Below are 11,943 nucleotides of genomic sequence, written 5' to 3'. Positions count from 1 at the left end.
CATGCACAACGCACAGATCGACGACGCGCAGGTCGATGCCTACCTCAGCCGGCTGGGGGTCGAGTCCGGGCAGCGGCCCACCGCGCCCACCGCCGACGTCCTGCGCGACCTGCATCTGCGCCACCTGGAGCGGGTGCCGTTCGAGAACCTGTCCGTGCATCTCGGAGAGGAGATCGTGCTGGAGGAGGAGCGACTGCTGGAGAAGGTGGTGGGGGCACGGCGGGGCGGGTTCTGCTACGAACTCAACGGTGCCTTCGGGGCGTTGCTCGGCGCGCTGGGGTTCGGGGTCACTCGGCTCGCGGCCCGGGTGCATGGCGGCGAGGGGCGGCTGGGGATCCCCTACGACCATCTCGCGCTGCGGGTGCGGGCCGTGGACGGGAGCGAGTGGCTGGCGGACGTCGGGTTCGGGACGCACAGCCACCATCCGCTGGCGTTCGGGGAGCGGGGCGAGCAGGAGGATCCGGCGGGGGCCTTCCGGATCGTCGAGGTGGGGCCGGATCTGGACGTCCTCATGGACGGCACGCCGCAGTACCGCCTGGAGATGCGGCCTCGGGAACTCGGCGACTTCGTGGCCGGGGCGTGGTGGCACAGCACCTCGCCGGCCTCGCACTTCGTGCGGTCGCTGGTGTGCTCGCGGGTGACCGAGGACGGCGGGAGGATCACGCTCGGCGGACGCACGTTCAAGGTGACGGCGCCCGACGGGACGAGGGAGGAAAGGGAGTTGGGATCGGACGAGGAGGTGCTCGGGGTGTACCGGGACGTGTTCGGGATCGAGCTCGCGTCCGTGCCGGTGGTGCGGAATCCAGCCGGAGGCGACTGACCGGGACGTCTTCGGTCGAGTCGTTGCTACTCGTGCGTATAAAGTCCGTGTTGCCTCGAAAGCCTCATCGGTGATCGAATGTCTCTTCGGCAACATGATGTCGAGGCGCACAGGGGTGGCGTGGATGTTCGGGCGCTGGCGGGGAAACAGTACAAGTCGAGTGCAACGGACGAGTCCCCTCGCGGCGGTGCCGACCCCGCCGAGTGCCGGGGTGCTGAGCTGCAGGGTGCTGGATCCGGTCCACGAGCCGGTGCCCCACGCGGAGTTCGCGGTGAGCGACACCATGGGGCGCAAGGTGGTCGGCGGTGAGACGGACCCCTACGGCTCGTTCGTCACCACGGTGCCGGCGGGTGAGTACCGGCTCGCGGTGCAGGCCGAGGGGTACACGCCGTACCGGGTGAGCGCCACCGTCGGGGAGAACGCGCTCGCCTCGCTGGGCGACGTGACCCTGCAGGTCGCGCAGCCGCCGGAGCTGCCGGCGGCGGGCGACTGGGAGATCGAGGCGACGCACTCCTCGATCGGCTTCACCGCGCGGCACATCGGGCTGGCGCGGATCCACGGCCGGTTCAACTCCTTCGCGGGCGCGGTACGGATCGCGGAGCAGGTGGAGCGGTCGGCGATGCACGTGGTGATCGACGCGGCGTCCATCGACACGAACGTGCGCATGCGCGACGACCATCTGCGCTCGGCGGACTTCCTGGACGTGGCGCGCTTTCCCACGCTGGAGTTCTACAGCGAGCGGTTCGTGCACAAGGGCGGCAACCGGTGGACGGTCACCGGTGCGCTGTCGCTGCACGGCGTGACGCGGACGGTCCAGCTCGACACCGAGTACCTCGGCCTCGGCAACGGCATGGAGGGCGAGGTGCGGGCGGCCTGCCGGGCCCGGACCGAACTGCACCGCGACGACTTCACGGTGAGCTGGCAGACCATGCTGGCGCGGGGCATCGCGGTGGTGGGCCCGAGCATCCGCGTCGATCTCGACGTGCAGATCGTGCGCAAGGCCTGACCCCGCGGCACGCACCAGGACCCCGCGGGCAGGGGAGACACGGCCCCGCTCTCGCGCATCGGAGAATGGGCCCCGTGAGCGATGTGAGACATGTGCTGGTGCTGCCCGACCGTGACGCCGCCGAGGAGGCGGCCGAGGCGCTCGGGGAGCGCTTCGGGGTCGTCGAGGAGCCGCGGCTCCTCCGGGACGCTCTGGCCGGGGAGGACGACGCCGAGGACGCCCAGTGGCTGGTCGTGCTGCGGGACGAGGACGGGCGGCTGGATCCGGCGGAGCTGAACGCGTTCGCGGAGGAGTGGGACGGCTGGCGAGAGGAGCCCTAAGGGCCCTTCTGGCGGATCTCCGCGGCGTCGCGACGCCCGGCACGCACTCCCCCATTCTCGGCTGCGCTCGAGCGGGGGGACCCCCATGCCGCACGGCGCGAAGGGACAGGTGGCTCCGCCACACGACCCTTCACACCGCACGCCGATCGCACGCTCCCCCACTCTCGACTTCGCTCGAGCGGGTGGGGCCCCCACGACGCCGCTCCATCCTCCGCGGAGATCCGTCAGAAGGGCCCTGGCGCCCCCAGACCTGGGCCCGTTGTCAGTGGGCCGTGCCATGCTGTACGCGATGGCCAGGAAGACTGCTGATGACGACCCTCTCGCCCCGGTGACCCTTGCCGTGGGCCAGGAGGACCTCCTGCTCGATCGTGCCGTGCGGGAGGTGGTGGCCGCCGCCCGGGCCGCCGACGCCGACATGGACGTACGCGACCTCACCCCGGACCAGTTGCAGCCCGGCACCCTCGCCGAGCTGACGAGTCCGTCGCTCTTCGCGGAGCGCAAAGTCGTGGTCGTACGCAACGCGCAGGATCTGTCCGCGGACACGGTCAAGGACGTGAAGGCGTATCTCGGGGCCCCCGCCGAGGAGATCACCCTGGTGCTGCTGCACGCCGGGGGAGCGAAGGGGAAGGCGCTGCTCGACGCCGTCCGCAAGGCGGGGGCGCGGGAGGTGGCCTGTCCGAAGATGACCAAGCCGGCGGACCGGCTGGCGTTCGTGCGGGGGGAGTTCCGGGCGGCGGGGAGGTCCGCCACGCCGGAGGCATGCCAGGCGCTCGTCGACGCCATCGGCAGCGAGCTGCGGGAACTGGCGTCCGCGGTCTCGCAGTTGGTCGCCGACGTGGAGGGCACCATCGACGAGGCGGTCGTCGGGCGGTACTACACCGGGCGGGCCGAGGCGACGAGCTTCGAGGTCGCCGACCGGGCCGTGGAGGGCCGGGCGGCGGAGGCGCTGGAGGCCCTGCGCTGGGCGCTGTCGACCGGTGTCGCGCCCGTGCTGATCACCAGCGCGCTGGCACAGGGCGTACGGGCGATCGGCAAGCTGTCGTCGGCCCGGGGCGGGCGGCCGGCGGATCTCGCCCGGGAGCTCGGGATGCCGCCGTGGAAGATCGACCGGGTACGGCAGCAGATGCGGGGGTGGACACCGGACGGGGTCGCGGTGGCGCTGCGGGCGGTGGCCGAGGCGGACGCGGGGGTGAAGGGCGGCGGGGACGATCCGGACTACGCCCTGGAGAAGGCCGTGGTGACCATCGCGCGCGCGGCACGGTCGCGAGGCCGGGGCTAGGGACTTCGGTCGTACCCCCAGGGCCCGGGAACGCCGAAGGCCCCGTCCCGCCCTGGGGAAGGGCGGATGGCGGGGCCGTCGGTTCAGGCTGTCGAGCCCGTACCCGCGTGGCGAACGCAGGCCGCGTACGGGCTCTGGGGGCCGGTCGGGAGCGGATGAGAGAGGGCCCGCTCGGTTCCTTCCGGCTGCTGGGTCCTCGCGGACCCGGTCAGATCAGAAAGGTGTCAGCCCTTGAGGGACGCGACCTTCGAAGCAAGCGCCGACTTCTTGTTGGCGGCCTGGTTCTTGTGGATGACGCCCTTGGAGACGGCCTTGTCGAGCTGACGCGCGGCAGCGCGCTGGTACTCGGTGGCCTTCTCGACGTCACCCGCGGCAGCGGCCTCGCGGGCCTTGCGGATCGCGGTCTTCAGGGAGGACTTGACGGCCTTGTTGCGCAGCCGGGCCTTCTCGTTGGTCTTGATCCGCTTGATCTGGGACTTGATGTTCGCCACGAATGAGCCTCTACAGGTTCAGGCACGGGCCAGGAGCACTCCGGGCAAGGAGGGGGCCGGGTCCGTACCAGGTGATTTCTTGATGAAGTGCCTCGCACCGAGAGGGCATGAGACACAGCCACTCAGACTACCAGTGGGCGGGCCGACGGCCCAAAACGGTCCCCGGTCGCCGCCCGTGGGACCATGGAGCCTACGTATCGATCCGACCCGAGGCATAAGGCGCCTCAAGAGACAGGACCCTGCGTGCCCGCGACCCCTAACAATGTGCCCGAGCCGAGCCGTACCGACCCGGCTCTGATCCGCAACTTCTGCATCATCGCGCACATCGACCACGGCAAGTCCACGCTCGCCGACCGGATGCTCCAGCTGACCGGCGTCGTCGAGCAGCGGCAGATGCGTGCTCAGTACCTCGACCGGATGGACATCGAGCGCGAGCGCGGCATCACGATCAAGTCCCAGGCGGTGCGGCTGCCGTGGGCTCCCACCCACGACAAGAGCAACACGCACATCCTGAACATGATCGACACCCCGGGGCACGTCGACTTCACGTACGAGGTCTCGCGGTCGCTCGCCGCCTGCGAGGGGACCATTCTCCTCGTCGACGCCGCCCAGGGCATCGAGGCCCAGACCCTCGCCAACCTGTACCTGGCGATGGAGAACGACCTCACGATCATCCCGGTGCTCAACAAGATCGACCTGCCGGCCGCCCAGCCGGAGAAGTTCGCCGAGGAGCTCGCCAACCTGGTCGGCTGCGACCCCGACGACGTGCTGCGGGTCTCCGCGAAGACGGGGGTGGGCGTCGACGCGCTGCTGGACAAGGTGGTGGCGGAGATCCCGGCTCCGGTCGGCGTCGCCGACGCGCCCGCCCGCGCGATGATCTTCGACTCCGTCTACGACTCCTACCGCGGTGTCGTGACGTACGTCCGGGTCATCGACGGCCAGCTGAACAAGCGTGAGCGGATCCGGATGATGTCCACCGACGCCACGCACGAGCTGCTGGAGATCGGGACCAACTCGCCCGAGATGCTGGCCGCCGACGGCCTCGGCGTCGGCGAGGTGGGCTACCTGATCACCGGCGTGAAGGACGTCCGCCAGTCCAAGGTCGGCGACACCGTCACCAGCCAGCAGAAGGGCGCCACGGAGGCGCTCGGCGGCTACAAGGACCCGAAGCCCATGGTCTTCTCCGGGCTGTATCCGCTGGACGGCTCCGACTACCCCGAGCTGCGCGAGGCCCTCGACAAGCTCCAGCTCAACGACGCCGCGCTGGTCTACGAGCCGGAGACCTCCGCCGCCCTCGGCTTCGGCTTCCGCGTCGGCTTCCTCGGCCTGCTCCACCTCGACGTGATCCGCGAGCGGCTGGAGCGGGAGTTCGGGCTCGACCTGATCGCCACCGCGCCCAACGTGGTCTACCGCGTGGTCATGGAGGACGGCACCGAGCACACCGTCACCAACCCCAGCGAGTTCCCCGAGGGCAAGATCAACGAGGTGTACGAGCCGGTCGTGCGCGCCACGATCCTCGCGCCGTCGGAGTTCATCGGCTCGATCATGGAGCTGTGCCAGACCCGGCGCGGCACCCTCCTCGGCATGGACTACCTCTCCGAGGACCGGGTCGAGATCCGCTACACGCTCCCGCTCGCGGAGATCGTCTTCGACTTCTTCGACCAGCTGAAGTCCAAGACGCGCGGGTACGCCTCGCTCGACTACGAGCCCACCGGCGAGCAGACGTCCAACCTCGTGAAGGTCGACATCCTGCTGCACGGCGACAAGGTGGACGCCTTCTCCGCGATCACCCACCGTGACCAGGCGTACGCCTACGGGGTGCGGCTGGTCGCCAAGTTGCGCGAGCTCATCCCGCGGCAGGCCTTCGAGGTGCCCATCCAGGCCGCCATCGGCTCCCGGGTGATCGCCCGCGAGACCATCCGCGCCATCCGCAAGGACGTCCTCGCCAAGTGCTACGGCGGTGACATCTCGCGTAAGCGCAAGCTGCTGGAGAAGCAGAAGGAGGGCAAGAAGCGGATGAAGATGGTGGGTTCCGTGGAGGTTCCCCAGGAGGCCTTCATCGCGGTGCTCTCCAGCGATGACAGCGCGGGGTCGGGCAAGGGCAAGAAGTAACCGCGGGTTACAGCCGGTTACCCGCCAAACCGGGCAGAAGGGGGGCTCGTCGTGCGAAAGCGTGGCGGGCCCCTACGCGTGCGTAACGTCGCGCTCTGTAGGAAGTGACAGGCCGCGGGCCCTTACGAACCGGCCGGTCGGGCTCTACTCTGATCTCTGCTCGATAGTTACTCGCGAGTTAAACAAACGCTACTGCGTGAAGTCAGCCGCACTTGAGCCAGCCGCGTTGGCGCGGGCCCCGGAGGATGTCGTGAGCGACACACAGACCCTGATCCAGAACCGTCCGCCGAGCGTGGCGAACCTCTTCCTGGAGCGCGTGGCGGCCACCCCGGACGCCGAGGCGTACCGCTTCCCGGTGCCCCCGGCCTCGGGCCAGGGCCCCGACGACTGGAAGTCACTGAGCTGGGCGCAGGCCGCCGAGCGGGTCTACGCCGTCGCGGCCGGTCTGATCGAGCTCGGGGTGCAGCCGGAGCAGCGGGTCGCGCTCGCCTCCTCCACCCGGGTGGAGTGGCTGCTCGCCGACCTCGGCATCATGTGCGCCGGGGCCGCCACGACCACGATCTACCCGCAGACCAACGCCGAGGAGTCGGCGTACATCCTCTCCGACTCCGGGAGCCGGGTTCTGGTCGCGGAGAACGCGGAGCAACTGGCCAAGGCGGTCGAGAAGCGCGCCGAGCTGCCCGAGCTCACCCATGTCGTCGTCATCGACCCGGCCGGTGTCGAGACCGGTGACTGGGTGCTCACCCTCGCCGAGCTGGAGGCCCGGGGCGCCGCCCGCCTGGAGAAGGACCCCGAGCTGATCAGGGAGCGGGTCGGCGCGATCACGCGGGACCAGCTCGCGACACTGATCTACACCTCGGGGACGACCGGCCGGCCCAAGGGCGTGCGCCTTCCGCACGACAACTGGGCGTACATGGCGAAGGCGATCGCCGCGACCGGCCTGATCAGCGCGTCGGACGTGCAGTACCTGTGGCTGCCGCTCGCGCACGTCTTCGGCAAGGTGCTCACCTCCGGGCAGATCGAGGTCGGGCACGTCACCGCCGTCGACGGCCGCGTGGACAAGATCATCGAGAACCTGCCGGTCGTGCAGCCGACGTACATGGCGGCCGTGCCGCGCATCTTCGAGAAGGTCTACAACGGGGTCGCCGCGAAGGCCCGGGCGGGCGGCGGGGCCAAGTACAAGATCTTCCAGTGGGCCTCGGAGGTCGCCCGCGAGTACGCCAAGGCGTCGCAGGACAACTTCCGGCGCACGGGCACGGCGGCCGTGCCGTTCGCGCTCGGCGCCAAGCACAAGGTGGCGGACGCGCTGGTGTTCGCCAAGATCCGCGAGGCGTTCGGTGGGAACCTGCGCGCGTGCGTGTCCGGTTCCGCCGCGCTCGCCCCCGAGATCGGCTACTTCTTCGCCGGCGCCGGCATCCACATCCTGGAGGGTTACGGCCTCACGGAGTCCTCGGCCGCCTCCTTCGTGAACCCGGGCGAGGCCTACCGCACCGGAACGGTCGGCAAGCCGCTGCCCGGCACGGAGGTGCGGATCGCCGACGACGGGGAGATCCTGCTGCGCGGGCCCGGCATCATGGAGGGCTACCACGGGCTGCCCGAGAAGACGGCCGAGGTGCTGGAGGCCGACGGCTGGTTCCACACCGGGGACATCGGCGAACTGTCGCCCGACGGGTACCTGCGGATCACCGACCGCAAGAAGGACCTCATCAAGACGTCCGGCGGCAAGTACATCGCGCCCGCCGAGGTCGAGGGCCAGTTCAAGGCCGTGTGCCCGTACGTGTCCAACATCCTGGTGCACGGCGCCGACCGGAACTTCTGCACCGCACTGATCGCGCTGGACGAGCCGTCCATCCTCGAGTGGGCCAAGGAGAACGGCCTGGAGGGCAAGTCGTACGCCCAGGTCGTCGCCGAGCCCGCGACGGTCGCACTCATCGAGGGGTACGTCAAGGAACTCAACGGCGGCCTGCAGCGGTGGCAGACCATCAAGAAGTTCCGCCTCCTGCCCCGCGACCTCGACGTCGAGCACGGCGAGATCACCCCGAGCCTGAAACTCAAGCGACCGGTGGTGGAACGGGAGTACAAGCACCTCATCGACGAGATGTACGCCGGGGCACGCGAGGCGTAGGTCTGCGGGCGTGTGGCGTGGGAGTGGGCGGTGCCTGTGCCTCTGCTGGGGGTGCGGGGGTCGCCCCCCCCGTGGTGATGCAGCGCCGATCACGGGGTGTGTCTGCGGGGCACCAGTTGGCGTAGTTGCCGGACCTGGGTGCGCAGGCGGTCCAGGTCCGGGGAGGCGGAGCCGGTGAACTGCGCCTCCAGTTCCGCCAGCCGGGAGCCCAGTTCGCCGTGCAGTCGCTCCAGTTGCTGGTTCTTGCGGTACAGGTCGAGGAAGACGGTGACCTTCGCCCGGAGCACCCAGGGGTCGAAGGGCTTGGTCAGGTAGTCCGCCGCGCCCGTCGCGTAGCCGCGGAAGGCGTAGCCGGAGTCGTCCTCCGCGCCGGTCAGGAAGATGATCGGGACGTCCTTGGTCTGGTCGAGCCGTTTGATGTTGGCGGCCGTCTCGAAGCCGTCCATGCCCGGCATGCGGACGTCGAGCAGGACGAGGGCGAACGGCCGGCGCAGCAGCGCCTTCATCGCCTCCTCGCCCGAACGTGCGCGGACCAGAGGTTCGTTGAGGGACCCCAGGACGGCCTCCAGCGCGATCAGGTTGTCCTCCATGTCGTCCACGAGGAGGATGCTGGCGCGCTCGTCGGTCTTAGCCTCAGCGCTCATGGTGACTGTGCCTCATTCGGTTCCGGCGCCGGCCCGGCCGCCGCCTCCTCGACGTCCGCCGCCTCCTGCCGTCCCGCGTCCTCCGGGTCCAGCAGCGCGCAGACGACCGTCAGCAACCGGTCGACGTCCACCGGCTTGGGTACGTAGTCGTTCGCGCCCCGCGCGATGGACTTCTCCCGGTCGCCGGGCATCGCCTTCGCGGTGAGCGCGACGATCGGCAGGCCCGCCCAGCGGGGGGTGCGGCGGATGGCGGCGATGGTCTCGTAGCCGTCCATCTCCGGCATCATGATGTCCATCAGGACGAGTTCGACGTCCGGGTTGCGCTCCAGCGTCTCGATGCCCTCGCGGCCGTTCTCCGCGTACAGCACCGGCATGCCGACGCGGCCGAGGACATGGGTGAGCGCGAAGACGTTGCGGATGTCGTCGTCGACGATGAGCACCCGCCGCCCCGGCAGCACCTGACCGGCCCGCCCGGCCCGCCACGCCTCCAGCTTGGTCGGCGCGGGCCAGGAGTCGTCCACCTCGTGCGCGGCCGTGAGCGGTTCGGCCGACCGCAGGTCCGCCACCGGGGGCGTACGGTCTTCGGAGGTCGGCCCCGTCGCCGCGTGACCGGGGCTGACGACGGGCACGTACAGCGTGAACGTGGAGCCCACGCCCGGCTCGCTCTCGGCGACGATACGGCCGCCCAGCAGGCCCGCGATCTCGCGGCTGATGGACAGGCCCAGTCCGGTGCCGCCGTACTTGCGGTTGGTCGTGCCGTCCGCCTGCTGGAACGCCTCGAAGATCACCGGGAGTTTCTCGGCCGCGATGCCGATGCCGGTGTCGGTGACGGCGAACGCGATGACGTCCTCGCTGCCCTGGACGAAGCGGTGCTCGGGGTCCTTGACCCGGTCCACCCGCAGTTCGACGCGGCCGCTCGCGGTGAACTTGATCGCGTTGGACAGCAGGTTGCGCAGGATCTGCTGCAGCCGCTGCTCGTCCGAGTACATCTCGCGCGGCACGTCCTCGCCGACCGCGACCTCGAAGGCGAGCCCCCGGTCGAGGGTGAGCGGGCGGAAGGTGGCGTGGACGTAGTCGAGCAGCTTGATCAGTGGCAGCTTCTTGGGGCGTACGTCCATCCGGCCGGCCTCGATCTTCGACAGGTCCAGGATGTCGTTGATCAGTTGGAGGAGGTCCGAGCCGGAGCGGTGGATCGTCGTCGCGAACTGGACCTCCTGGTCGGAGAGGTGGCCGTCCGGGTTGTCGGAGAGCAGCCGCGCCAGGATCAGCAGGGAGTTCAGCGGGGTGCGCAGCTCGTGGGACATGTTGGCCAGGAACTCCGACTTGTACTGGGAGCTGGTCGCCAACAGCGCTGCCTTCTCCTCCAGTTCGGCGTTGGAGCGCTGCAACTCCGCCTGTTGCTTCTGTAGTTCGTCCGAGCGTTCTTGCAGTTGCATCGCCAGCCGCTGGGACTCGCCGAGCAGGGACTCCGTGCGGGAGTTGGCGATGATGGTGTTGATGGCGACGCCGATGGTGTTCACGAACTGGTCGAAGAACGCCAGGTGGACGTCGGAGAAGCGGGAGAAGGAGGCCAGCTCGATCACCCCGAGGAGCTTGTCCTCGAAGAGGATCGGGATGATGACCACGCTGGTGGGGGCCGCCTCCCCGAGCCCGCTGTTGATCTTGATGTAGTCCGGCGGGGCCCCCTCGACCAGGATCCGCTTCTTCTCCCGGGCCGCCTGCCGCACCAGGCCGTGCACCGGGAGGCCGCCGGTCTCGACGGTGGCGCCCTGCGCGGAGCCGTAGCCCGCGATGAACGCCAGCCCCTTCGCCGGCACGGTGGTGCGGATGGACGAGCCGTCCTCGTCCGGGTCGGCCAGGAAGAACGCGCCGTACTGGGCGTTCACCAGCGGTGTCAGCTCGCGCAGGATCAGGTCGGCGACCTCCATCAGGTCCCGGTGGCCCTGCATGAGGGCCGCGAGCCGGGCGAGGTTCGACTCCAGCCAGTCCTTGGCGCGGGTCGTCTCCCGCAGGTTGGCCACCATCAGGTTGATGTTGTCCTTGAGCTCGGCGACCTCGCCCTGCGTCTCCACGGTGATCGAGCGGGACATGTCGCCCTGCGCCACGGCGGAGGCGACCTCGGCGATCGCGCGGACCTGCGTGGTCAGGTTCGACGCCAGTTCGTTCACGTTCGTCGTCAGGCGCTTCCAGGTGCCGTACACGCCCTCGACCCGTGCCTGCCCGCCGAGTTGGCCCTCCGAGCCGACCTCGCGGGCCACGCGGGTGACCTCGGAGGAGAAGGAGGACAGGGTGTCGACCATGGTGTTGATGGCGGTCTTCAACTCCAGGATCTCGCCGCGCGCGTCCACGTCGATCTTCTTGGAGAGGTCGCCGTTGGCGACGGCCGTGGTCACCTGGGCGATGTTCCTGACCTGTGAGGTCAGGTTGTCGGCCATGTAGTTGACGTTGTCGGTCAGATCCCGCCACACTCCGGAGACGCCCAGCACCTGGGCGCGTCCGCCGAGCCGGCCGTCGGTGCCGACCTCACGGGCGACCCTCGTCACCTCGTCGGCGAAGGCCCGCAGCTGCTCCACCATCGTGTTCACGGTGTCCTTGAGCTCCAGGATCTCGCCGCGCGCGTCCACGGTGATCTTCTTGGAGAGGTCGCCATTGGCGACGGCCGTCGTCACCTGCGCGATGTTGCGCACCTGCGACGTCAGGTTCAGCGCCATGAAGTTGACGTTGTCGGTGAGGTCCTTCCACACCCCGGAGACGCCCCGCACCTGCGCCTGACCCCCCAGGTTGCCTTCGGTGCCGACCTCGCGCGCGACCCTCGTCACCTCGTCGGCGAAGGCGGAGAGCTGGTCCACCATCGTGTTGATGGTCGACTTGAGCTCCAGGATCTCGCCCTTCGCCTCGACCGTGATCTTCTTTCCCAGGTCGCCCTGGGCGACGGCGGTCGAGACGAGGGCGATGTTGCGGACCTGCGAGGTCAGGTTGTCCGCCATGAAGTTGACGTTGTCGGTGAGGTCCTTCCACACCCCCGACACGCCCCGCACCTGCGCCCGGCCGCCCAGGTTGCCTTCGGTGCCGACCTCGCGCGCGACCCTCGTCACCTCGTCGGCGAAGGCGGAGAGCTGGTCCACCATCGTGTTGATGGTCGACTT

Annotated in this window: 9 protein-coding genes; 6 read left to right on the top strand and 3 right to left on the bottom strand. The window is 69.5% G+C overall.

Annotated elements, in window-relative coordinates:
* The first annotated feature begins 16 nt into the window (after positions 1–16).
* The 4 genes from ACIRVK_RS14840 to holA all read left to right on the top strand — a co-directional run bounded on the left by ACIRVK_RS14840 (position 17) and on the right by holA (position 3,425).
* Positions 17–820, top strand: a complete 804-nt coding sequence (locus ACIRVK_RS14840; RefSeq protein ID WP_404247118.1) for an arylamine N-acetyltransferase — start codon at positions 17–19, stop codon at positions 818–820.
* A gap of 124 nt (positions 821–944) precedes the next feature.
* Positions 945–1,826 carry a YceI family protein gene (locus ACIRVK_RS14835; RefSeq protein WP_404246860.1) on the top strand — a complete coding sequence of 294 codons (882 nt, stop codon included), beginning with the start codon at positions 945–947 and terminating at the stop codon, positions 1,824–1,826.
* 74 nt (positions 1,827–1,900) lie between these two features.
* Positions 1,901–2,146 carry a hypothetical protein gene (locus ACIRVK_RS14830; protein WP_404246858.1) on the top strand — a complete coding sequence of 82 codons (246 nt, stop codon included), beginning with the start codon at positions 1,901–1,903 and terminating at the stop codon, positions 2,144–2,146.
* Positions 2,147–2,435: 289 nt separating this feature from the next.
* A complete protein-coding gene (gene holA / locus ACIRVK_RS14825) occupies positions 2,436–3,425 on the top strand; it encodes a DNA polymerase III subunit delta (protein WP_404246856.1) in 990 nt (329 codons plus the stop codon).
* Between the two features lie 224 nt (positions 3,426–3,649).
* On the opposite strand, the gene rpsT is transcribed toward holA, so the two are convergent.
* Positions 3,650–3,916, bottom strand: a complete 267-nt coding sequence (gene rpsT / locus ACIRVK_RS14820) for a 30S ribosomal protein S20 (RefSeq protein ID WP_015660447.1) — start codon at positions 3,914–3,916, stop codon at positions 3,650–3,652.
* A gap of 243 nt (positions 3,917–4,159) precedes the next feature.
* Between rpsT and lepA the strand changes: the two genes are divergently transcribed.
* Entirely contained in the window at positions 4,160–6,028 is a 1,869-nt protein-coding gene (gene lepA, locus ACIRVK_RS14815) for a translation elongation factor 4 (protein WP_404246854.1), read from the top strand.
* 250 nt (positions 6,029–6,278) lie between these two features.
* On the top strand, positions 6,279–8,153 hold the full coding sequence (locus ACIRVK_RS14810; RefSeq protein ID WP_404246852.1) for an AMP-dependent synthetase/ligase: 1,875 nt from the start codon (positions 6,279–6,281) through the stop codon (positions 8,151–8,153).
* 89 nt (positions 8,154–8,242) lie between these two features.
* Here the strand turns inward: ACIRVK_RS14810 and ACIRVK_RS14805 are convergent, their stop codons facing one another.
* Both ACIRVK_RS14805 and ACIRVK_RS14800 read right to left on the bottom strand, forming a co-directional pair.
* Positions 8,243–8,797: a two-component system response regulator gene (locus ACIRVK_RS14805; RefSeq protein WP_404246851.1), complete on the bottom strand. Its 555-nt coding sequence runs from the start codon at positions 8,795–8,797 to the stop codon at positions 8,243–8,245.
* Positions 8,794–11,943 (bottom strand): HAMP domain-containing protein (locus ACIRVK_RS14800; RefSeq protein WP_404246849.1); only part of this gene is annotated, 3,150 nt, incomplete at its 5' end. The genes ACIRVK_RS14805 and ACIRVK_RS14800, both read right to left, overlap by 4 nt.

Origin of the sequence: Streptomyces sp. NPDC101152 (assembly GCF_044768275.1) — a bacterium.
Lineage (GTDB): Bacteria > Actinomycetota > Actinomycetes > Streptomycetales > Streptomycetaceae > Streptomyces.
Note: the sequence above shows the minus strand (reverse complement) of the source record. Positions and strands in the feature narration are given on the sequence as shown.

Excerpts from the sequence above, each read along its gene's own strand:
- ACIRVK_RS14835 (WP_404246860.1), top strand. The coding sequence starts at position 945 with ATGTTCGGGCGCTGGCGGGGAAACAGTACAAGTCGAGTGCAACGGACG.
- ACIRVK_RS14805 (WP_404246851.1), bottom strand. The coding sequence starts at position 8,797 with ATGAGCGCTGAGGCTAAGACCGACGAGCGCGCCAGCATCCTCCTCGTG.
- holA (WP_404246856.1), top strand. The coding sequence starts at position 2,436 with ATGGCCAGGAAGACTGCTGATGACGACCCTCTCGCCCCGGTGACCCTT.